This window comes from Acidovorax sp. GW101-11A03 (genome assembly GCF_059424825.1).
Genome location: NZ_JBWKZU010000001.1, coordinates 208659 through 230259, shown reverse-complemented (window position 1 = coordinate 230259; position 21601 = coordinate 208659). Strand labels below are relative to the sequence as shown.

The window sequence follows — 21601 nt, the reverse complement described above, 5'->3', positions numbered from 1 at the left end:
CCGGTACCGACTCCCATGCCCCTGCTCCTGTCCGCCTGGCCCGCCGTGGTCCTTGTGCTGCCCGCCCTGGTGCTGGTGTCGGCCATCGTTTTTCTGGCCAAGGGCAACCGCCGGGCGTTTGCGCAGCTGCTGGCCCTGGCCGCGTGTTTTCTGATTGGCGCGCTGCTCATGGAGTTCTTCACCTTCATGGGCGCGCTCATGGCACGTTCGGGCAGCCAGCACACCACGCCCGAAGTGGGCACGGGCACACGCCAGCTGCTGGCGACCATTGCCAACCCGCGCTCCATCACCGCGCCGCCGCTGTCGCTGGCCGCCTTTGCTGCGTACAGCATCCCCGCGTCCTATCTGTGGCTGCTGGTGACCTGGGGGCTGCACCTGCGCGGCAAGAAGGCAGGCACGGCCAAGAAGAAACCGGCCAGGGGCACGCGCAAGGTTGCCAAGGACTGAACGGCTGAGCGGTGGGGACGGTGGGGACGAGCCCACCTTGCGCAACGCAGGCCCGGGGTTCAGAAATTTGAAGGTTTTTGGGCCGCTACCGCGCACTGGCATTGCCCAAATAGCTATTATTTCAATAGCAATCACCTGCACGGCCGCTTGACCCAGGGCAAACCCCGCCGCGCGGGCTGCGCCCACAATCGCAGGCGCTTGGGCTCTTGTTCGGCCCCGTTAGGTTTCCCCCTGCCATGACCACCACCCACCACAGCGACGTGCTCATCGTCGGCGCAGGCCCGGCGGGCCTGTCGCTGGCCATCTCCCTGGCCCAGGCCGGTTTCACCGCCACGGTGGTGGAGCAGCAGAGCGACAGCGCCCTGGCCCAGCCCGCGCCCGACGGCCGCGAGATCGCCCTCACCCACCCCAGCCGGGCCACGCTGCAGCGGCTGGGCACCTGGGCCCATCTGGCAGACCACGAAGTGGGCCAGATCGTGGAGGCCCAGGTGCACGACGGCCCGCTGGGCCGCCACAGTGCGCTGCAGCTGAACACGACCAGCAGCGCCCAGGGTGGCGCTTCTGGTGCCGCAGCCCCCGGCCCGCTGGGCTTTATCGTGCCCAACCATGCACTGCGCCGCACGGCCCACACCGTGGCGGCGCACATGCCGGGCGTGCGCCTGCTGACCGGCACCCAGGTCACCCGCGTGGCCACGCTGCCCGGCCATGCCGAGCTGGACTGCGTACCTGCCAGCACAGCCCCCGGCGACCCCACCACGCCCCAGCGCCTGACGGCACCGCTGCTGGTGGCCGCCGACAGCCGCTTCTCGGCCACACGCCGCCAGTTGGGCATCGGCGCACAGATGACCGACTTTGGCCGCACCGTCATCGTCTGCCGCATGCGCCACACACAGCCCCACGGCGGCGTAGCGCACGAGTGCTTTGGCTACGACCGCACCCTGGCCGTGCTGCCGCTGCCGGACGACCCACACGAAGGGCATGCGCTGTGCTCGGTGGTGGTTACGGCGGGTGCGGCCGACGCCGCCGCGCTGATGGCGCAGACCCCCGAGGCCTTCACCGCCCAGGTGCAGGCCCAGTTCAACAACCGGCTGGGCCCCATGGCCCTGGTGGGCGAACGTCATGCCTATCCGCTGGTCGCCGTGTATGCGCAGCGCTTTGCGGGCCACCGCTGTGCGCTGCTGGGCGACGCCGCCGTGGGGATGCACCCCGTGACGGCCCATGGCTACAACCTGGGCCTGGCCGGGGTGGAGCGGCTCACCGCCGCGCTGGTCAGCGCGCGCCAGCGCGGGCAGGACATCGGCAGCGCCGACGCACTCGCGCCCTACGCCCAGGGCCACCACCGCCACGCCTGGCCCATCTACCAGGGCACCAACGCCATCGTGCGCCTGTACACCGACGCCCGCCCGGTACCGCGCCTGCTGCGCCAGCTGGTGCTGCAGGGCGCGCGGCGCCTGCCGCCGCTGCAGGCGGCCATCGTGGGGCAGCTCACGGGCCAGGCCCCCGCGTGGATGCGGGTGCTGGCGCCCGGGCAGTTGGCAGAATTGCGAAAAAACTAGCTACTGCGGCTCAGGGGGAGCCATCCCCTACCCCCAGCGTTGCCACCCCATACGGCGGTGCCCCCAGCCAGTGCTGCCACAGCGCATCTAAACCGAGCCCCGCCCAACCGTAAGCCTCGGCCACGCTCTGCTCGCGCAGCAGACGCAGGCGCGGATGCGCAGCCGCCAGCTCGGCCATGCGGCCCACGCCCCAGCAGAATTCGGCCCCCGTGGGCCCCACGCTGGGGTGCCGGGCGGCCCAGCCCACGGCCTGGCGCGTCAGCACATCCAGCACCATGCGCGAGTCGGGGGGCGCACACTGCGCAAACTCGGCCAGCACGGCCTGCACCTGCGCGGGCTGCAGGTACATCAGCACACCTTCGCACACCAGCAGCACCGGCTGTGCGTTGCTGCGCGACGGCAACCGCAGGCGCTGCCACCAGCCAGGCTGGGCAAGGTCCACATCGGCCTGCCGCATGCGCGGGCCTTGCACCGGCAGCAGTTGCTGGCGCAGCGCCATCACCTCGGGCAGGTCGGCATCCAGCCACCGGTTGGCACCCGCATCCAGCCACTGGAAATGCTGCGTGAGCCCACACCCCAGGTTGGCCCCCAGGCCCTGCGGGTGCGCCGCAAAAAAAGCGCGCCCCGCCGCCTTGACGGCCCCGGTGCGCCACAGCACCTGGAACACCGTAGGCAGGTCGTCCAGCAGCGCATCCACATCGGCGCCCAGGCGCTGCAGCAGCTCGCCCGCCACGGCATCGCGGCAGTCCAGCCACGGAAAGTAGCGCGCCCCCCGCGCCCGCGCCGCCAGCGGGATCAGCAGGGTGCTGGGCACGGGGTGCAGGTGGGCGCTCTGCAGCAGGTTGTTGGCAGGAGAGCGGCTGGCCGGGGCCACATGCGGCACGGGGCTGCGCGGCGGTCGAACACGGCGTCGGGCGGGGGTCTGCGGCACGGGCGCTCCTCCTGTGGCAGCGGGCGCCACGGTGGGGTGGGATGCGGGAGGCCCGGAATCTGGGCCCTTGAACGGCTTGCCACGCCATTCTGATCGCTCCGCTACGCAACGTGGCGAATGGCCGCAACACGCGCTGCGGTATGTCAACACATTGTGGCCCGCCAGTGCCCAGCGACTGGGGGCAACCCGCTAAGCCTTCACCAGCGCCACCCCGCCGCCACCACGGCATAGCCGATGTCCACCGAGGTGCTCCTCAACCCGCACTGCGAGGCCTTGAGCACGCGCGCAGCGCCATGACACAACAGGGTGTACCGGCCTCAGCCGTTCGCTGAAGCCGTGGCTTGTTCAAACACGAACCCCAGCGCGCGGATCTCGTCCTCGCTCATATGCACCTCTATCAGCTCTGGCTGCCTCGCTTCGACTGCGCGGCGGCGCTCGAAATTGGTGGGAGGGCCATTGTCGATCTGGCGGCGATCTTTGCCGCTGCGCCGCTCCGCGCCTCTTCTGTGTTCGACGGTCATGCTGCTGGTGGGTTGATTGGGATGAATGTTTGGATGTTTTTTGGAGACTCCCCTTTGCGCCATTTGGCGGAACCCCATGCAGCGCCTTGTCGCTTTTTGACTGCCTGCAAAGGATCGGGAAGTGCGATTTGAAAGATACCTCTGCCCAACACCTGTGAGAAGGAGGCATGACATTTGTTGACGATCTGCGCCGCCGGAACGTGTCAGGGACGTGAAGGTAGCTGTCGCATCCCGAAGCGGAGGATGCAAGCTGAAGTACAGCCCACTCCCAAGTGCGGGCTTGCGGCTGTCAGAAGCTCCTGAATTGATAGCTATCAGCGCTTACCTATCAGGCGGAAACGCCCAATTTGGCTTCAAACCCAGGAATGCCAGCGCGGCTGCGGGGCTGCCAGCGCGTCCAGCCTCATACGCCCTGGTGCCCACTAGTCCTTCACCAGCGCCCACACCAACGCCACCCCCGCCGCTACCAGGTCGCCCGTGAATGAGCTGTCGGCAGCATCGCTGCTGCTGGTGAATGCGCGCTTTTGCCGCTCGCGCTCGGCGCGGCTGCGGTCGCGCTCCAGGGCCACCAGGGCGTCGCCGATGTCCACCGAGGGGGTGGCGTGGGTGGAACGCTCGCTGCTGGCCTTGGCGTAGCCCTCCATGGCGCGCACCACGGCGTCGGGGTCGATGAGGGAGAAGGCAGCGCGGCAGTAGGGGCAGGCGTGGTCCTTGCGGATGTCCACGGGGGCGCCACAGCTGGTGCAGTAGATGGCGCCCACGCGTTTGGCCAGGTCGTCGATCTCGGGGCGCGTCATGTGGCGCACAAAGCCTTTTTCGACCATGAAGGACGAGAAGCTGCTGAAGCGGCCGTGCTGGCGCCCGCAGCGGTAGATCATGTAGCGGCCGCTGCGCACCACGTCAAAACCCTTGGCCAGGCTGGTGTTGCAGCGCGGGCAGGCCATGCGTTCTGCCAGGGGCTGGTGCTGGTCGGTGCGGTGTTCGTGCAACAGGCGGAACAGCTCGACCACCGACTGGGGCGCGAGCTTGAGGTTTTCGTGCCGGTCGAACCACAGGCCCTGGCAGGCAAAACAGATGTCCAGCTCCAGCGTGTGCCCCTGGTTGCTGGTGAACCGGTGGGCCTCCATGGGCTGGCGGCAGGAGGGGCAGGACGGCAGAGGGTGCATGGCGGCGGTGCCTGTAGGCGGCAGAGCGGGGATTGGCGCAAATGCTAACCCGGCACAAGGCGGACGCCGGGCGCATGACGCGCAGGTTCACGGCAACGCCCTGCCCATCCACTAGCATTCGCGCCTCAACAACAAGGAACCAACAAGATGGGATTCATGAACTGGCGCACAAAAAGCGCTGAGGTGCTGCAACAAGGTGGGGTGATTGCGCCCGATGAGCGGCTGCCCTGGCCGCAGACGGCGGTGATGGGGGTGCAGCACGTGATTGCGATGTTTGGCGCCACGGTGCTGGCGCCCATCCTGATGGGCTTTGACCCCAACGTGGCGATCTTGATGAGCGGCATCGGCACGCTGATCTTCTTCCTGGTCACAGGCGGCAAGGTGCCCAGTTACCTGGGGTCGAGCTTTGCGTTCATTGGTGTGGTGATTGCGGCCACGGGCTATGCGGGCCAGGGGCCCAATGCCAACATTGCCGTGGCGCTGGGCGGCATCATCGCCTGCGGCTTGCTCTACACGCTGATTGGCGCGCTGGTGCAGGCGGTGGGCACGGGCTGGATCGAGCGCTTCATGCCGCCCGTGGTCACGGGCTCGGTGGTGGCGGTGATCGGCCTGAACCTGGCGGGCATCCCCATCAAGAACATGGCGGCCAGCAACTTCGACAGCTGGATGCAGGTGGTGACCTTTGTGAGCGTGGGCCTGGTAGCGGTGCTCACACGTGGCATGGTGCAGCGCCTGCTGATTCTGGTGGGCTTGATCGTGGCCAGCATCATCTACGCGGTGCTGGCCAATGGCCTGGGGCTGGGCAAGCCGATGGACTTCTCCATCCTCGCCAACGCCGCGTGGTTTGGTTTGCCCAACTTTGCCGCGCCGGTGTTCGAGGCCAATGCCATGCTGCTGATTGCGCCTGTGGCCATCATTCTGGTGGCCGAGAACCTGGGCCACATCAAGGCCGTGACGGCCATGACGGGCCAGGACCTGGACCGCTACATGGGCCGCGCGTTCATCGGCGACGGCGTGGCCACGATGGTGAGCGGCGCCGCAGGCGGCACGGGCGTGACGACCTATGCCGAGAACATCGGCGTGATGGCGGCGACCAAGATCTACTCCACCGCCGTGTTTTTGCTGGCGGGTGTGTTTGCGCTGGTGCTGGGTTTTTCCCCCAAGTTCGGCGCGCTGATCCAGACGATTCCGCTGCCGGTGATGGGCGGCGTGTCCATCGTGGTGTTTGGCCTGATCGCGGTGGCGGGCGCCAAGATCTGGGTGGACAACAAGGTGGATTTTTCGCAGAACAAGAACCTCATCGTGGCGGCCATCACCCTGATCCTGGGCACGGGCGACTTCACGCTCAAGTTCGGCCAGTTTGCGTTGGGCGGCATTGGCACGGCCACGTTCGGCGCGATCCTGCTGTATGCCTTGCTCAATCGCAAAGGCCAATGAATCATGCAAGGGTTAACCCTGATTTTGTAAGCAACGACCGCTAGCATCCTGGGTTTTGTCCACAGGGCCATCCGCTCACCGGGCGGGTGGCCTTTTTCTTTTTGCGGAGTTTGTTCATGTCCCTGGCCGATCGGGTGCTGTACCCCGACTTTCTCTCCCGCACGATGTCTGCCGACGAGGCGGCCGCCCTGATTCCTGCCGGTGCCCATGTGGGCATGAGCGGATTCACCGGCGCGGGCTACCCCAAGGCCGTGCCCGGCGCGCTGGCGCGCCGCATCGAGAGCCTGAACGCGCAGGGCCATGGTTTCAAGATCGGGCTGTGGACGGGGGCCAGCACCGCGCCCGAGCTGGACGGCGCGCTGGCCCAGGTGGATGGCATCGAGATGCGCCTGCCCTACCAGTCCGACCCCACGGTGCGCCGCCAGATCAATGCGGGGCAGATGCAGTATGTGGACATCCACCTGTCGCACGTGGCGCAGTTTGTGTGGTTTGGCTTTCTTGGCAAGCTGGATGTGGCCGTGGTCGAGGTGGCGGGCGTGTTGCCCGACGGACGACTGATCCCCTCGTCCTCGGTCGGCAACAACAAGACCTGGCTGGACCAGGCCGACAAAATCATCCTGGAGGTGAATGCCTGGCACAACCCCAAGCTGGAAGGCATGCACGACATCTACTACGGCACCGACCTGCCGCCACACCGCAAGCCGATCCCCATGACGCGGCCCGACGAGCGCATCGGTGAGCCCTATCTGCGCTGCGACCCGTCCAAGGTGATCGCGGTGGTGATGACCAACCAGCCCGATCGCAACAGTGTGTATGCCGCGCCGGACGACACCTCCAACCGCATCGCGGGCCACATCATCGAGTTCTTGCAGCACGAGGTGAAGAAGGGCCGCCTGCCCAAAGACCTGCTGCCGCTGCAGTCGGGCGTGGGCAATATCGCCAATGCGGTGCTCGCGGGGCTGAACAACGGCCCGTTCGAGAACCTCACGGCCTACACCGAGGTGCTGCAGGACGGCATGCTGGACATGCTGCGCTCGGGCAAGCTGGCCAGCGCCTCGGCCACCGCGCTGTCGCTGAGCCCGGCCGCCATGCAGGACTTCAACGACCGCATCGAGTTCTACAAGCAGCGCATCGTGCTGCGCCCGCAGGAGATCAGCAACCACCCCGAGCTGATCCGCCGCATGGGCCTGATCGCGATGAACGGCATGATCGAGGCCGACATCTACGGCAACGTGAACAGCACCCACGTCATGGGCTCGGCCATCATGAATGGCATCGGCGGCTCGGGCGACTTTGCGCGCAACGCCTACCTGTCGGTCTTCATGACACCCTCGCTGGCCAAGAATGGCAGCATCTCGTGCATCGTGCCCATGGCCTCGCATGTGGACCACACCGAGCACGATGTGCAGATCCTTGTGACCGAGCAGGGTTTGGCCGACCTGCGTGGGCACTCGCCCTCGCAACGGGCGCAGATCATCATCGACCGCTGCGCGCACCCCGACTTCCGCCCTGCGCTGCACGACTACGTGGCCCGCGCAAAACGCGGCGCCGTGGGCCAGCACACACCGCACCTGCTGAATGAAGCGTTGTCGTGGCACCAGCGGTATGTGGAGACGGGCAGCATGCGCGCGGCAGCGCCCCCCCCCCAACCCGGCGTAAAGATCGCCCCCCAGCCCGCAGGCCTTTGACAGCGAAACGGCAGCTTGGGCAGATAAAATCAGGGTTAACCCTAGGTCTAGCGACCTCCCCTGTTCAACATCCACCAGCCCGTGCCCGGGGCTGGTGGCTTTTTTGTCTGCCCGTTTTTCACCATGCAACGCCGTCAATTCACCCAATCCCTCGTGGCCGCCAGCACCGGCCTGCTGCTTGCCACCTCGTCGCGCGCCGTGGGCGTGCAAGACCCCATGGACGCCAAGAGCGTGACCATTGGCTGCTCTCTGGGCACCAGCGGTGCGCTGGCCAGCCTGGGCAAGGAACTGAAGCAGGGGCTGGATGCAGGTTTTGCGCAGGCCAACGCCAAGGGCATCCACGGCCGTGAGATCAAGCTGCTGGCCATGGACGATGGCTACGACGCGGCGCGCTCCGAAGACAACGTGCGCAAGCTGATTGCCGACGCCAATGTGGTGTCGCTGATCTCCTGCATGGGCACGGCCAACAACCAGCGCATCCTGCCGCTGGTGGACGAGGCGCAGATCCCCTACGTGGCCCCGCAAAGCGGTGCCACATCGCTGCGCAAGGCCGAATACCGCTCGGTGTTCCACGTGCGCGCCAGCTACACCGACGAGGCCCAGCGCCTCACACAGAAGCTGGTGGCCATGGGCATCACCGATCTGGCCATCGTCTACCAGGACACGGCCTTTGGCCGCGAGTTTCTGGCCGATGTGAACAAGGCGATGGCAGCAGCCAAGCAGCCTGCGCCCAAGGCCTTCAAGCTCGACGCACAGGGCGCGCAGACCGCCGAAGTGGTCAAGCAGGCGGTGGCCACCAAGCCCAACACGGTGCTGCTGGGCACGGCAGGCGACATCACCGCCACACTGGTCAATGAGTTCAAGAAGGTCTCGCCCAGCACGCCGCTGGCCGCCACCAGCGTGGCGCTGTCGGGTGACAACCTGCGCCAGCTGGGCGGCAAGGCCTCGGGCATTGCGCTGTCGATGGTGCTGCCCGACGCGGCCCGCACCAGCTTTGCCGTGGTGCGCGACTACCAGAAGGCCATGCGCGCACTGGGCTACCAGGAGTTTTCGGCCCGCAGCTTTGAAGGCTATGTGAACGCCCGCGTGCTGGCCGAGGGCCTGGAGCGCGCCGGCCGCGACCTGACGCGCGCCAAGCTGCGCAACGCCCTCGCAGGCATCCGCAGCAATGACCTGGGCGGCCTGTCCATCGACTACGCGGGCGGTGCGCCCTATGTGGGATCGCGTTTTCTGGACCTGGGCGTGATGGGCGCCAACGGTCGTTTTATCGGCTGACCCGGTGCCATGCCCGCCGCCAGGCGGGCCATGGCTGCGGCTCAGCCCAGGAAACGGCCCGCGCCGTTGAGCACCCCGAGGTCGATGAAGCGCGAGCCCACATAGGGCGACTGGCCGCTGTAATCGACCGGCGGTTTCAACAACGAAGTGCGCCAGTCCCCAGTGTAAGTGGCGTCACTTTGTAGCCATGGAACACCTCATGCGGAGTCTTCCAGCCCAGGCATCTGCGGGGTCGGTGGTTGAGCCGGTACACGGCTTGGAGCACCTCTTGCTCGCTGGCCATGCCCAAATCGCTGCCCTTGGGGAAGTAATGGCGTAGCAGCCCATTGTGGTTCTCGTTGAGCCCACGCTGCCAGGGGCTGTGCGGATCGGCGAAGTACACCTTCGTCTTCAGGCGTCTATGCACCCACCTGTGCTCGGCGAACTCCTTGCCGTTGTCCAGCGTCAGGGTGTGGCGGCGCCTGGGATGGGGCCTGAGCATTTCGATGATGGCCTGGCCCACCGGCTCGGCCTGGCGCCGCTGCACATGCTGCGCCAGTGTGTAGCGCGAGCGCCGCTCGGTCAGGGTCACCAGCCCTGCCAGCCCACCCGCGCCCGAGGCGATGGTGTCGCCCTCCCAGTCACCCAGGCGCGCTCGCTTGTCCACGATGGCGGGGCGCTGTGCGATGCCCACGCGATCGCGCAGTTGCCCCGCACCCGAGGGTGTCTTGCGTCGGCGCTGGCCGCAACGCAGGCGCGGTGCAGCTTGTCCCATGCGGCGCAGCCGGTTATAGATGCAGGTGTGGCTGATGCGCAGGCGCCTTTCCAGCCCCAGGCGGGCGGCTGCCTGCTGGGGCGACAGGTCCAGCTGCAGATACGACAGCACCAGCGCCCACTGGGCACCGTCAAAGCGCTGAGCGTTGGTCTGGCCACTTTGGCGCGCAAGAGCCTGCTGATGGGCACTGTGGGCTTGGTACGCAGTGCTGGCGCCGCTGTTGCGCCGGATCTCGCGGGCAATGGTGCTGCGGTGGCGCCCCAGGCGCAGGGCTGTCTGCGTGATCGACAGCCCCAGGTCGCGAAGGCATTGGATTTGGTAACGTTCGCTTTGGCTCAGATGGGTGTAGTTCATGGTGCACTTGGGTTGACTGGCAGGTCACACAAGTCATCTTCACTTACTTGTCTGGGCCTACCTTTGGGCTGCGTGCACTTCGTTGTTTAAACCGCCGTGAAATTTGCCGCTACCGCGCGATCATCATGCCTTGATAGCTATCTATTCAGTAGCATTCTGCTGCGCCAGGCGCTCGCTTTTCCAGTACACATCGTCACCGCCGTCCATGCGGTTGAGCACCCGGGCGAGCACGAACATCAGGTCGGAGAGGCGGTTGAGGTACTGGCGCGGGGCGTCGTTCAGGGCCTCTTCGTTGCCCAGGGCGACCACGGCGCGTTCGGCACGGCGGGCCACAGTGCGGCAGATGTGCGCTTGCGATGCAGCGCGCGTGCCCGCGGGCAGGATGAACTCCTGCAGGCGCGGCAGCGCGGCGTTGTGGTGGGCCAGGGCCTCGTCCAGCGCCAGCACCGCGTCGGCCTTGAGCAGTTCAAAGCCCGGAATCGACAGCTCGCCGCCCAGGTTGAACAGCTGGTGCTGCACCTCGACCAGCAGGGTGCGGACGCCATCGGGCATGGGCTCGCACAACAGCAGGCCGATGTGGGAATTGAGTTCATCCACATCCCCCATGGCGTGGATGCGCAAGCTGTTCTTGGAGACGCGCTGGTTGTTGCCCAGGCCCGTGGTGCCTGCGTCGCCGGTGCGCGTGGCGATCTGTGAGAGTCGGTTGGCCATGGCGGTGCCTTGCTGAAAACGTGGAAGAGAGAGAAGCGTGATTCTCCGCCAGCCACGCCAGCACCACAGGGCCGCTGAGCTACGTCTTGGCACATCCCGGCCACATAACCACACAAAACGGGCCCCCACCGTTACATGGCGCAGGCAAATGTTGGCCCAGGCAACAGCAGGCAAGAGTGCTGGCGTGCAGGGCCCGGCTGCGGTGCAATGAAACCCTGTTCAACTTTGAAGGAGCTTCGCTTCCCATGAAAGCACTGCAACGACGCACTTATTCGTTCGATACCCGCAGCGTGATGCTTTTTGCGGCCCTCTCCCTGGGCGGCATGGGTGCATTGCATGCGCAGACCGCCGCGTCTTCGTCTCCCCCGCAGTTCGGCCCACAGAGCAAGGGCACAACCCAGGCGGGCTCGGGTTTCACTGTCGGGCCCGGCAGCAGCGCTCCCACCACGGCTGCTGCGGCCTTTGAACGGGCCGACACCAACAAGGACGGCCAGTTGAGTGCGCAAGAAGCCACCACCCTGCCTGCCATCAGCCAGCGCTTCAAGGAGCTGGACACCGACAAGAACGGTGCGCTGTCACGTGCCGAGTTCGACAAGGGCGTTCAATCCTGACCTCGCTCCACAGCCCGCGCTGAGCCTCGCACCAGCGCGGGTGCAACTACCTAACGCAAGGCCTGCCTGCGCCGGACCTCCAGGGCGTGGGCAGGCCTTTGCGCTTTTCTCGCGTTCTGCGCAGCCCGGTCAATCATGCAGCGACGACAAGAACTGCTGCAGCTCCGGCGTCTGCGGATTGCCAAACAGCGCGGCGGGCGCTCCGGTCTCGTGCACCCGCCCCTGGTGCATGAAGATCACGCGGTCGCTCACCTTGCGGGCAAACGCCATCTCGTGCGTGACCATCATCAGCGTCATGCCTTCCTGCGCCAGCGACTCCACCACGCGCAGCACCTCGCCCACCAGTTCGGGGTCCAGCGCCGAGGTGATCTCGTCGCACAGCAGCACCTGCGGCTCCATCGCCAGCGCGCGCGCAATCGCCACACGCTGCTGCTGGCCGCCCGAGAGCTGGTCGGGCATGGCGTCAAACTTCTCAGCCAAACCCACACGCTGCAGCAGCTGGCGCGCCTGCGCTTCGGCGGCCTTGGCATCGCGCGCCTTCACCAAGGTGGGCGCCAGCATGATGTTGCGGCCCACGCTGAGGTGCGGAAACAGGTTGAAGCTCTGGAAGATCATGCCCACCTGCTGGCGCAGCGCGCGCATGGCCGTGGGGCTGTCGTGCAACAGCTTTTGGCCGTTGACGCTAAGCGCGCCTTCCTGGAACTCTTCCAGACCGTTCACGCAGCGCAGCAGCGTGCTCTTGCCCGAGCCGCTTTTGCCGATGATGGCAATCACCTCGCCGCGCTGCACCTTGAGGTCAATGCCCTTGAGCACCTCGTTACTGCCGTAGGACTTGCGCAAGGCCGTAATGTCCACGATGGGCGGATCACCCACCACGATGCCATCGTGCGCGGGGACCGGGGTGGTTTCAACGGCGGTTGCCATGGAGTTTCCTTTCAAGCGATTGCGCCACCAGGCTCACGGGGAAGCACAGGGCGAAGTAGAGCAACGCCACGCAGGCGTAAACGAGGAAGGGCTGGTAGGTGGCGTTGGAGATCATGCTGCCCGCCTTGGTCAGCTCCACAAATCCGATGACCGAGGCCAGCGCCGTGCCTTTGATCACCTGCACCAGAAAGCCCACCGTGGGCGGCACCGCAATGCGCAGTGCCTGGGGCAGCACCACATGGCGCAGCTGCTCGCCAAAGTTGAGCGCCAGGCTCTGCGCGGCCTCCCACTGCCCCTTGGGAATGGAGGCCACACAGCCGCGCCAGATCTCGGTGAGGTAGGCGCTGGTGTAGAGCGTGAGCGCCACGGCAGCGGCTGTCCATGGCGAGGTCTTGATGCCAAAGAGCGCAATGCCGAAGTACGCCAGGAACAGCTGCATCAGCAGCGGCGTGCCCTGGAACACCTGCACATAGGCGCCCACCGCGCGGTCCACGCCACGCACTTTGGACAGGCGCAGCACCAGCAGCACCAGGCCTACGAGGCCGCCACCGATGAAGGCGATGAGGGACAGGGACACCGTCCAGCGCGCTGCCAGCAGCAGGTTGCGCAGGATGTCCCACAAGGAAAAGTCCACCATGGCTTATCTCCCCACCAGAAAACGTGCGCCGATCCACATCAGCAATCGGCGCGTGGCCATGGACAGCACCAGGTACACCGCCGTGGCCAGGATGAAGGCCTCGAAAGCGCGGAAGGTGTTACTGGAAATGAGGTTGGCGGCGTAGCTCAGCTCGGGCGTGGAGATCTGCCCGCACACGGCCGAGCCCAGCATCACGATGATGATCTGGCTGACCATGGCGGGCCACACCTTTTGCAGCGCCGGCGGCAGCACCACACGGCGGAAGGTCTGGCCCGGCGTGAGCGCCAGGCTGTGCGCGGCTTCGATCTGGCCATGTGGCGTGGCCTCGATGCCCGCGCGGATGATCTCGGCCGAGTACGCGCCCAGGTTGATCACCATGGCCAGCACCGACGCGAACTCGGGCGTGAGCTTGAGCCCCAGCGCGGGCAGGCCAAAGAACAGGAAGAACAGCTGCACGATGAAGGGCGTGTTGCGCACCAACTCCACATAGCTGGCCACAGCCCAGCGCAGCGCAGTGGGCCGATGGCCCAGGTTGCGCGCACGCGCCCAGGCGCAGGCCGTGCCCAGCAGCAGGCCCAGCACGGTGCCCACGATGGTGAGGCCAATGGTCCAGACCACGCCGCGCACCAGCAATGGCCACGACGCGAGGACGGCAGAAAAGTCGAGCGCAATCAGCATGCTTGTGCCCTGCGCCGCTTGTCGCGCCGCAGGCCCTTGGGTTTCAGCAATTCATCCTGTGCACCGCATCACAGGGGCAGGTCGCCCGCAGGGCGGCCCAGCCACTTGCTGGACAGCTTGTCGATGTCGCCGGATTTGCGCGCCTCGGCAATGATTTCGTTCACACGCAGGCGCAGCTTGTCCTCGCCCTTGGCCACACCGATGAAGTTCGGGCTGTCCTTGAGGAGCAGCTTGTATTCGGTGGCCAGATTGGGGTTCTTGACCATGATGGTGCCCGCCGTCGATGCGCTGGTCGCAATGGCCTGCGTCTGGCCCGAGACAAAGGCCGCAATGCTGGCGGCGTGGTCTTCAAAGCGCTTCACGTCCACACCGGGCGGCGCGACCTTGGCCAGCTCCTGGTCTTCCATGGCGCCGCGCGTCACGGCCACCGTCTTGCCCGCCAGGTCGGCGAAGCTCTTGATGTTCAGGCTCTTGCTCGCAAACACGGCCTGGAAGAACGGTGCGTAGGCCGCAGTGAAGTCGATCACTTTCTCGCGCTCGGGGTTCTTGCCCAGCGTGGAGATCACGAGGTCGGCCTTCTGCGTCTGCAGGTAGGGGATGCGGTTGGCGCTGGTCACGGGGATCAGCTCGACCTTCACGCCCAGCTTGGCGCCGATGTAGTGGGCCATCTCCACGTCCAGGCCCTGGGGCTTGAGGTCGGTGCCGACAAAGCCGTAGGGCGGGTAGTCGGTGGGAATGGCAATCTTGATTTCCTTGGCCTTGAGGATGTTGTCCAGCGCGTTCTGCGCGTGGGCGGCGGGTGCCATTAGCGCTGCTACGAGGCCGGTGGCGGCAAGCACGCCCAGGGTCAGGCGGCGGGTGGACGAGGTGACGGTGCGGACGGTGGTCATAGCAGGGCTCCTAGGTAGGTGGATGCGTCGGCAGGCGCGTCTGGGTCAGACGCTGGGGGGGTGGAACTCTTGGGGGTGGCGCGGGGCTTGCGCGCGCGAGCCGGTGGGGTGGCTTGTGCGGGGCTCTTGCGCACCGGTGCCAGCGCATCGCGCAGCCCGGCCAGCGGGTCGCTGCTGGCCTGCAGGCGCAGGGCCGACTGCACGGTGCCGATGTGTTCGGACATCAGCGCTTCGGCGCGGGCAATGTCGCCCGCCTCCAGCGCCTCGACGATGCGCACGTGGTCGGCGCAGCTCTGCGCCGCATCGTGCGACGACTGGTAGAGCATGGCGATGAGCGTGGTGCGCGCCGTGAAATCGCGCAGCGTGTCGGCCAGCAGGCTGTTGCCCAGGCATTCGGCCAGGCACACATGAAAGTCGCCCAGCAAAAAGCTGCGCATGCCCACATCAGTGCCCGCCAGCGCAGCCTTTTCGCGCTGCAGGTGGCTTTTGAGCTGGCGCAGCGCCGTCTTGTCCACCACCTTGAGCTGGTGCAGCAGGCCCAGTTCGATCACGCGGCGCGCCTCGAAGGCCTCGCGCGCTTCGTCTTGCGACGGCTCGATCACATACCAGCCGCGCCGGGCACTGACGGTGACGATGCCGCGTGTGGCGAGCCGGGTGAGCGCCTCGCGCACGATGGTGCGGCTGCAGTCGAACAGCATGGCCAGCTGCTGCTCGCCCAGGCGGGAGCCGGGCGCGAGCTTTTGCGCCATCACGGCTTCGATGATGCGGTTGCTGATCTCGGTGGCGGTGGTCATTGCCTGCGGTATCGCAGGTTCCGTGCCAACTGGTATACAAGCTGAATGCACCAGACTGGCGCACGGAGGCTGTGCACCGGGCGGTTCCCTGGCACCACGGACACGCTCCTTTGCATGCAAGTGGTGCGCGCACATCACAAGCGGTGCACGCGCGTGCCCGAAAAGTTGGAAAGGAATAGAGAAAGAAGAACGAAAAAGAAGGCTGGGCACCCGGCTACGCCAGCCCCGCAAGGCGCAGCAGCCAGGGCAGCAGCAATCCGCCGCCCACCGCCACCAGCACTGCCGGATGCCACCACGGCCAGCGCACCGTGCGGTGGTGGCCCAGCGTGCCTTCCACCACCGCCTGGCCCGCCAGCAGCACCAGCCACACCAGCAACAGCACCGCGCCCGGGTTGGCGGCCCAGGCGGCCGCCCAGTCGCCCTGGACCAGGGCTGCACAGGCATGTGTGCCGCCGCACAGCGGGCAGGGCATGCCCGTCAGCGCGCGAAACCCGCAGCCCAGGCCCAGCCCGCCCTGCCCCAGCCACCAGGGCGTGGCGGCCATCGCCAGCGGCCAGCCCGGGCCCCACGCCAGCCGCAGCCGCCGCGCGCTCCCGTCCAGCGGCTGCCAGGCAGGCGGGCTGCCGACTGGCGCCATCACCGGGTGTGGTTCAGAGGGGAGGGAGTGCCACCGGTTCATCGCCCACCAGTTGGCGCGCCATGTAGTAGGAGCCGATGGTGGAGATCGGCAGCGTCAGCAGCGCGCCCACCCCGCAGAGCAAAAAGCCCAGCGAACCCACGATGCCCAGCACCAGTGAACAGAAAAACGCCGAGCCCAGGTTCTTCGTCACGATGCTCCAGGCCTGGTTGAAAGCCGCCACACCATCGCGCTCGCCGCGCGCCACGAGGAACAGCGCCACCGGGGGCAGGGCCATGACCAGCAGGCCGGGAATGAAGCACAGCATGAAGCCCAGCGACACCACCAGCGAGCTGATGAGACCGGCCACAAACGCGGGCACAAAGTCGTCAAAACCCCGGAAGATGTCGCCGATCTGCACCGCCTCACCGCGCGTCTCGCGATCGATCATGCGCATATAACCCACCACCATGGGCCCGGCCAGCAGGCCCGCGCTGATGCTGGCCACCACCATCACCAGCAAGGTGCACACCACATGGGTGATGGCGTTGTTCTTGAAGATGCCCCAGGCACCCGACAGGCAGTCCCCCACATTGGCTGAAGCCATGGCAACCCCCTCTGTTTGAAGTCGTCAACAAGACGCCGGACCAGTGTAGCGAGCTACCGCTTTGGCATCTACCTCTGCAGCCACCTCGGCGGCTACTTTGTCAAAGAAGACCGTCCCACAGCGAGAGTCGCACAGGCTCCGGGTGGGGGGCACACGCAGGCGACGCCACACCGAACCGCCGAACCAGCGGTTGCGCGCCCGCATACGGCGCCCATCCGGGGTCGCCCCTTTGTGCAAACGCCACCCAGCCCTGGTGCAGGGTCGCAGCCAGCGCGGTGGGTGGCCTGGACCCTGTCAGTTCCTGTCCCGTGGCGGTGTAGAGGTTGCCGAACACAAACGGCAGCTCTACCCCATGCGCCGCCCCCAGGCGCCCCCGCCACTGCGGCGAAGGCCAGCCAAATTCGTAGGCATGGGCACTGCGGGCCCAGCGGCTGGCCAGCGCTGCAATGCGCTGGGCGGGCACGCGGTAGTAAAAGTCGGACTGCAGGGCACACAGCAGTTCGCCGGGCGTTTCATGTGTGGGCGGCAATGTGACGCGCAGGGCCTGCACTGCGTCCGCGCCCAAACCCACCTCCTGCGCAAAAGCCAGCACCTGCGCCTCGGTCACGCGGTCCATCGCGCCGCCCGGCACGTGGTACAGGCGCATCTCCTCGGCATTGCTGCCCACCAGCACCTGCAAGTCTGGCGGGTGCGCTGCCCACTGCTGCGCCAGCGCCTGCAGCGGTGGCGCAACAAGCACCTGCCCGTCCACCACGGGCCGCAGGGGAAAGAAGTTGCGGATGCCCAGGCCGTGCTGCTCCCGCAGGGCCGGGTCTGCCGCGAGGCGGTGCACCGCGTGCAGCACGGCAGGCCGGGCTGCCGCACCCAGCGCAGCCAGGGTGGGCGCCACCCCCACCAGCGCAGCCACGGCGCGGCGTGCAGCGGCGGCCTCCTGCAGCGTCTGGCACGCCACGCTGGGGCTTTGCAAGATGGCGCGTAACAAGAGCCCACGCGATGCGGGCATGCCCAGCACACAGGCCAGTGCGCCTGCACCGGCCGACTGGCCGAACACCGTGACCTGCGCCGGGTCGCCGCCCCAGGCGGAGATATGCTCGCGCACCCATTGCAGCGCGGCCAACAGGTCCAGCAGGCCGCGATTGGCGGGCGCTGCGCCGCCCGGCGAACCAGCCTCACCCTCGTCCTCGAAATGCAGAAAACCGTCGATGCCCAAGCGGTACTGCAGCGACACAAACACCACGCCCTGCCGGGCAAATGAAGCGCCGTCGTACAGCGGCTCGCTGGCCGCGCCGCGAAAGAACCCGCCGCCATGCACCCACACCATCACGGGCAGGCGGGCGCCGGGCTCGGCAGGCGGGGCCCATATGTTCACGGCCAGGCAGTCTTCGCCACCCAGCATGGGCGCATCTGCACGCGCCGTGCGGGGCAGCTGCGGTGCCATCGGCGCAAACTCGGTGGCATCTCGCACGCCAAGCCACGGCGATGCAGGCACCGGTGCCGCAAACCGCAGCGCGCCGCTCGGCGCCTCCGCATACCGCACACCCCGGAACACACGCACACCCTGCTCCCACAGGCCGCGCAACTGCCCGCCATGGGACAACGTGACCAGCGGCGCCGCTGTGCTCGCACTCATTCCGTGGCCAGGCCCAGCTTGTCGATCAGCGGGCGCCACACGGCCGCATCGCGGGCCGCCCAGGTGCGGGCATCGCCGGGTACGGAAGTGGTCAATGTGACGTTCATGGCTTCCAGGCGGGACTTGTACTGCGCATCACCACCACGGCATTTTTCGGTGACGGCATTGAGCCGGTGCAGCAGCTCGGGCGGCGTGCCTGCCTTGGCCACCACCGCAATCCACGCGGGGCGCGCCAGATCGCTGGCGGCGGGCAGGGCCTCGGCGATGGTGGGCACATCGGGCAGCAGCGCCGAGCGCTGCGCACCAAACAGCGCCAGCGGCACCAGCTTGCCCGCCTTGACCTGCGCCGCCGCCGTGCCAATGACCAGCGTCATCGCATGGATCTGCTGGCCCATGAGCGCAGTCAGGCCCGCACCCTCGCCCACGAAGGGCACATGGGTGCCGGGCACACCCAGCTTGTCCACCAGCGCCGAGGTGAGCAGGTGCGCAGGGCTGCCTTTGCCCGGTGAGCCAAAGTTGATGCCGCCGGGCGTGGACCGCGCCAGCTTCTGCAGGTCAGCCAGGCTGGCGATGCCCATGCCGGGCGGCACGGCCAGCACCAGGGGCGAGGTGCCCAGCACGGCCACACCGTCAAAGTCGTGTTGCGGGTCATACGGCGGCTGCTTGTAGACATAGGGCGTGATCGTCATCTGCGACATGCCGATGCTCAGCAGGCTGTAGCCGTCGGCCGGCTGGGACTTGAGGTAGTTGATGGCCAGGATGCCATTGGCTCCGGGCTTGTTCTGCACCACCACGGCCTGGCCCAGCTCGCGCGCGGCGCAGTCGGCCCACACGCGCGTCATCGCGTCCGAGCCACTGCCGGGCGGTTGCTGGGCGATGAGCTGGATGGGCTTGGCCGGGTAGGCCGCAGACTGCTGTGCCAGGGCGCTGCCAGCAGCGCAGGCCAGTGCGGCGAGCGCGAGGAGGCGCGGAGCGCGCGTGGAAGCCGAAGTCATGGTGTGTCTCCTGGTGATGTTTTAGGCGAGGGATGCCTGATCGGCGCGGCGTGCAGGCAAATAGGGATCAGCAAAGACGGGTCAGCGGCGGCGCGTGCGCACCTTCGTGGGTGTGCCCGCAGAGGTTGCTGCGGCCTCGCACCGGGTGGCAATCCAGTCGGCCAGACAGGCCAGCTGCGCCTGCTGGACAGCATCGGGCGCTGATGGCTGTGCAGGCGCAAACAGCTGCAGCATCCCCAGCCCGCGCAACGACGACAGCACCAGGCCCAGCAGGCCGTCGCGGTCGGGCTCTGCCGCCAGCTCGGGGAAGGCCGTGAAGAAGCCTTCGTGCATGCGCGCCTGCACACTCTGGCGCAGCTCGGCAATGTGGCCCAGCACCTCGGGCTGGTTGCGGCAGCCCAGGTAGATGTTCCAGGCCACGATGAAGCGCGGCTGCGCATAGACCAGGCCCCACACCGCCTGCACAAACTTCGCAGCGCGCTCGCGCGCGGGCAGCGCGGGGCTGGGCCAGAGTTCGCCCGAGCGCACGGTGGACTCGATCAGCTCGCTCAGCACATTCATCATCAGCACCGCCTTCGACTCGAAGTGGTGCTGCACCGCGCCCGAGGTCATGCCCGCTGACTTGGCCAGCTCGTGGATGGACATCTCCTCCAGGCTGCGGTGCTGGATCACGTCGATGGCCGTGGCAATCAGGTGCTGGCGCGTGGCGGCGCTGCGCTCGGCATGGGTGCGGCGCACCCCGGCCTTGGGGGAAACACGGTGGTTCATGGCGCTTTCACAATATACATTTCGAACGTAATGTATTTATGCAGGCGCCGACCAACAAGCCCGTGAATACCCGCATCCCCGCACAGGCCCAAGTTGGATCACCCAGAGCCCTTGCACGGGGCCGAACCTAGAATGCTTCTCACTGACCGCACCCACCGGAGACACACACCATGAACGCCCCCACCGCTGCCGCCCACCTGCTGCCCGAAATCAAGCTGCGCGACGTGCCCCAGGCCCTCATCGATGCGCTGCAGGCCCGCTTTGGCGCGCAGTGCTCGCTGGCCCAGGCCGTGCGCGAGCAGCACGGGCGTGACGAGGGCTCGCTGCAGGCCCCGCCGCCCAGCGCCGTGGTGTTTGCCGAAAGCACGCAGGATGTGGCCGATGCGGTGAAGCTGGCCAGCCAGTACGAAGTGCCTGTGATCCCCTACGGCGCGGGCTCTTCGCTCGAAGGCCACCTGCTGGCCGTGCAGGGCGGCATCAGCATCGACGTGAGCCGCATGAACCAGGTGCTCAGCATCAACGCCGAAGACCTCACAGTGACGGTGCAGCCCGGCATCACGCGCAAGGCCTTGAATGAAGCCATCAAGGACACCGGCCTGTTCTTCCCCATCGACCCCGGCGCTGATGCGAGCATTGGCGGCATGTGCGCCACGCGCGCCAGCGGCACCAACGCCGTGCGCTACGGCACCATGCGCGAAAACGTGCTGGCGCTGGAGGTGGTGACCGCCAGCGGCGAAGTCATCCACACCGGCACGCGCGCCAAAAAGAGCAGCGCGGGCTACGACCTCACGCGCCTCATGGTGGGCAGCGAAGGCACGCTGGGCGTCATGACCGAGATCACCGTGCGCCTGTACCCGCTGCCCGAGGCGGTGAGCGCCGCCATCTGCTCCTTCCCCAGCATCGAGGCCGCCGTGCGCACCACCATCCAGACCATCCAGCTGGGCGTGCCCATCGCCCGCGTGGAACTGATCGACCACCACACGGTGCGCATGGTGAACGCGCACAGCAAGCTCAATCTGCGCGAAGAACCCATGCTGCTCATGGAGTTCCACGGCTCGCCCGCCAGCGTGAAAGAACAGGCCGAGATGGTGCAGGACATCGCCAGCGAGTTTGGTGGCCAGGCCTTTGAATGGGCCAGCACGCCCGAGGAACGCACCCGCCTGTGGACGGCCCGGCACAACGCCTACTTCGCCGCCGTGCAAAGCCGCCCCGGCTGCCGCGCCATCAGCACCGACACCTGCGTGCCCATCAGCCGCCTGGCCGACTGCCTGCTCGAATCGGTGGACGAAGTCGAAGCCAGCGGCATCCCCTACTTCCTCGTCGGCCACGTGGGCGACGGCAACTTCCACTTCGGCTACCTCATCGACCCGAACAGCGCCGAAGAACGCACCAAGGCCGAAGCCATGAACCACACCCTGGTGGCCCGCGCCCTCAGCATGGGCGGCACCTGCACGGGCGAGCATGGCGTGGGCGTGCACAAGATGGGCTTTTTGCTGGACGAGACCGGCACGGGTGCGGTGGACATGATGCGCGCGATCAAGCGGGCACTGGACCCGAAGAACATCCTGAACCCGGGGAAGATTTTCGCCCTGTGATTGCTATTGTATTTAT

The 21601-nt window shown here is 67.0% G+C and carries 22 protein-coding genes; 7 read left to right on the top strand and 15 right to left on the bottom strand.

Going from position 1 to position 21601, the window contains the following annotated elements; all coding sequences use genetic code 11:
- The first annotated feature begins 15 nt into the window (after nucleotides 1-15).
- Together AC07Z7_RS01050 and ubiM are read left to right on the top strand one after the other, a co-directional pair.
- Nucleotides 16-447, top strand: a complete 432-nt coding sequence (locus AC07Z7_RS01050) for a hypothetical protein (RefSeq protein WP_494765034.1) — start codon at nucleotides 16-18, stop codon at nucleotides 445-447.
- A gap of 236 nt (nucleotides 448-683) precedes the next feature.
- Complete coding sequence (gene ubiM / locus AC07Z7_RS01045; protein WP_494765033.1) at nucleotides 684-2003, top strand: 5-demethoxyubiquinol-8 5-hydroxylase UbiM; 1320 nt, start codon at nucleotides 684-686, stop codon at nucleotides 2001-2003.
- A 10-nt stretch (nucleotides 2004-2013) separates the two neighbouring features.
- Here the strand turns inward: ubiM and AC07Z7_RS01040 are convergent, their stop codons facing one another.
- The 3 genes from AC07Z7_RS01040 to AC07Z7_RS01030 all read right to left on the bottom strand — a co-directional run bounded on the left by AC07Z7_RS01040 (nucleotide 2014) and on the right by AC07Z7_RS01030 (nucleotide 4621).
- Nucleotides 2014-2934, bottom strand: a complete 921-nt coding sequence (locus AC07Z7_RS01040; protein ID WP_494765032.1) for a class I SAM-dependent methyltransferase — start codon at nucleotides 2932-2934, stop codon at nucleotides 2014-2016.
- A gap of 317 nt (nucleotides 2935-3251) precedes the next feature.
- The gene (locus AC07Z7_RS01035) at nucleotides 3252-3455 is read right to left on the bottom strand and encodes a hypothetical protein (protein ID WP_494765031.1); all 204 of its coding nucleotides are present in this window, start codon (nucleotides 3453-3455) and stop codon (nucleotides 3252-3254) included.
- Nucleotides 3456-3877: 422 nt separating this feature from the next.
- The gene (locus AC07Z7_RS01030) at nucleotides 3878-4621 is read right to left on the bottom strand and encodes a zf-TFIIB domain-containing protein (protein ID WP_494765030.1); all 744 of its coding nucleotides are present in this window, start codon (nucleotides 4619-4621) and stop codon (nucleotides 3878-3880) included.
- 147 nt (nucleotides 4622-4768) lie between these two features.
- Between AC07Z7_RS01030 and AC07Z7_RS01025 the strand changes: the two genes are divergently transcribed.
- The 3 genes from AC07Z7_RS01025 (at nucleotide 4769) to AC07Z7_RS01015 (ending at nucleotide 9021) form a co-directional block, all read left to right on the top strand.
- Complete coding sequence (locus AC07Z7_RS01025; RefSeq protein WP_494765029.1) at nucleotides 4769-6058, top strand: solute carrier family 23 protein; 1290 nt, start codon at nucleotides 4769-4771, stop codon at nucleotides 6056-6058.
- 116 nt (nucleotides 6059-6174) lie between these two features.
- Complete coding sequence (gene scpC, locus AC07Z7_RS01020; RefSeq protein WP_494765028.1) at nucleotides 6175-7746, top strand: succinyl-CoA:acetate CoA-transferase ScpC; 1572 nt, start codon at nucleotides 6175-6177, stop codon at nucleotides 7744-7746.
- Nucleotides 7747-7869: 123 nt separating this feature from the next.
- The gene (locus AC07Z7_RS01015; protein WP_494765027.1) at nucleotides 7870-9021 is read left to right on the top strand and encodes an ABC transporter substrate-binding protein; all 1152 of its coding nucleotides are present in this window, start codon (nucleotides 7870-7872) and stop codon (nucleotides 9019-9021) included.
- A gap of 136 nt (nucleotides 9022-9157) precedes the next feature.
- On the opposite strand, the gene AC07Z7_RS01010 is transcribed toward AC07Z7_RS01015, so the two are convergent.
- Together AC07Z7_RS01010 and AC07Z7_RS01005 are read right to left on the bottom strand one after the other, a co-directional pair.
- The gene (locus tag AC07Z7_RS01010) at nucleotides 9158-10129 is read right to left on the bottom strand and encodes an IS30 family transposase (protein WP_494765026.1); all 972 of its coding nucleotides are present in this window, start codon (nucleotides 10127-10129) and stop codon (nucleotides 9158-9160) included.
- A 141-nt stretch (nucleotides 10130-10270) separates the two neighbouring features.
- Complete coding sequence (locus AC07Z7_RS01005) at nucleotides 10271-10840, bottom strand: cob(I)yrinic acid a,c-diamide adenosyltransferase (protein WP_494765025.1); 570 nt, start codon at nucleotides 10838-10840, stop codon at nucleotides 10271-10273.
- Between the two features lie 245 nt (nucleotides 10841-11085).
- Between AC07Z7_RS01005 and AC07Z7_RS01000 the strand changes: the two genes are divergently transcribed.
- Nucleotides 11086-11451: an EF-hand domain-containing protein gene (locus AC07Z7_RS01000; RefSeq protein ID WP_494765024.1), complete on the top strand. Its 366-nt coding sequence runs from the start codon at nucleotides 11086-11088 to the stop codon at nucleotides 11449-11451.
- Nucleotides 11452-11580: 129 nt separating this feature from the next.
- Here AC07Z7_RS01000 and AC07Z7_RS00995 read toward each other — a convergent pair whose 3' ends face one another.
- The 10 genes from AC07Z7_RS00995 to AC07Z7_RS00950 form a co-directional block, all read right to left on the bottom strand.
- Nucleotides 11581-12375: an amino acid ABC transporter ATP-binding protein gene (locus AC07Z7_RS00995; protein WP_494765023.1), complete on the bottom strand. Its 795-nt coding sequence runs from the start codon at nucleotides 12373-12375 to the stop codon at nucleotides 11581-11583.
- A complete protein-coding gene (locus AC07Z7_RS00990) occupies nucleotides 12359-13012 on the bottom strand; it encodes an amino acid ABC transporter permease (protein ID WP_094289993.1) in 654 nt (217 codons plus the stop codon). Before AC07Z7_RS00990 ends, AC07Z7_RS00995 begins: the two co-directional genes overlap by 17 nt.
- Before the next feature lie 3 nt (nucleotides 13013-13015).
- The gene (locus AC07Z7_RS00985) at nucleotides 13016-13690 is read right to left on the bottom strand and encodes an amino acid ABC transporter permease (RefSeq protein WP_494765022.1); all 675 of its coding nucleotides are present in this window, start codon (nucleotides 13688-13690) and stop codon (nucleotides 13016-13018) included.
- A gap of 68 nt (nucleotides 13691-13758) precedes the next feature.
- Nucleotides 13759-14580 (bottom strand): transporter substrate-binding domain-containing protein, encoded by an 822-nt coding sequence (locus AC07Z7_RS00980; RefSeq protein WP_494765021.1) that lies wholly within the window; start codon nucleotides 14578-14580, stop codon nucleotides 13759-13761.
- Nucleotides 14577-15374 carry a GntR family transcriptional regulator gene (locus AC07Z7_RS00975; RefSeq protein ID WP_494765020.1) on the bottom strand — a complete coding sequence of 266 codons (798 nt, stop codon included), beginning with the start codon at nucleotides 15372-15374 and terminating at the stop codon, nucleotides 14577-14579. Before AC07Z7_RS00975 ends, AC07Z7_RS00980 begins: the two co-directional genes overlap by 4 nt.
- 214 nt (nucleotides 15375-15588) lie before the next feature.
- Nucleotides 15589-16011 carry a DUF2752 domain-containing protein gene (locus AC07Z7_RS00970; protein ID WP_494765019.1) on the bottom strand — a complete coding sequence of 141 codons (423 nt, stop codon included), beginning with the start codon at nucleotides 16009-16011 and terminating at the stop codon, nucleotides 15589-15591.
- 13 nt (nucleotides 16012-16024) lie between these two features.
- Nucleotides 16025-16597, bottom strand: coding sequence for a hypothetical protein (locus tag AC07Z7_RS00965; protein ID WP_494765018.1), 573 nt, complete (start codon nucleotides 16595-16597; stop codon nucleotides 16025-16027).
- A gap of 100 nt (nucleotides 16598-16697) precedes the next feature.
- Entirely contained in the window at nucleotides 16698-18227 is a 1530-nt protein-coding gene (locus AC07Z7_RS00960; protein ID WP_494765017.1) for a carboxylesterase/lipase family protein, read from the bottom strand.
- Nucleotides 18224-19222: a Bug family tripartite tricarboxylate transporter substrate binding protein gene (locus tag AC07Z7_RS00955; RefSeq protein WP_494765016.1), complete on the bottom strand. Its 999-nt coding sequence runs from the start codon at nucleotides 19220-19222 to the stop codon at nucleotides 18224-18226. Before AC07Z7_RS00955 ends, AC07Z7_RS00960 begins: the two co-directional genes overlap by 4 nt.
- Before the next feature lie 81 nt (nucleotides 19223-19303).
- A complete protein-coding gene (locus AC07Z7_RS00950) occupies nucleotides 19304-19990 on the bottom strand; it encodes a TetR/AcrR family transcriptional regulator (RefSeq protein ID WP_494765015.1) in 687 nt (228 codons plus the stop codon).
- Between the two features lie 170 nt (nucleotides 19991-20160).
- On the opposite strand from AC07Z7_RS00950, the gene AC07Z7_RS00945 reads away from it, so the two are divergent.
- On the top strand, nucleotides 20161-21585 hold the full coding sequence (locus AC07Z7_RS00945; protein ID WP_494765014.1) for an FAD-binding oxidoreductase: 1425 nt from the start codon (nucleotides 20161-20163) through the stop codon (nucleotides 21583-21585).
- Nucleotides 21586-21601: the final 16 nt, after the last annotated feature.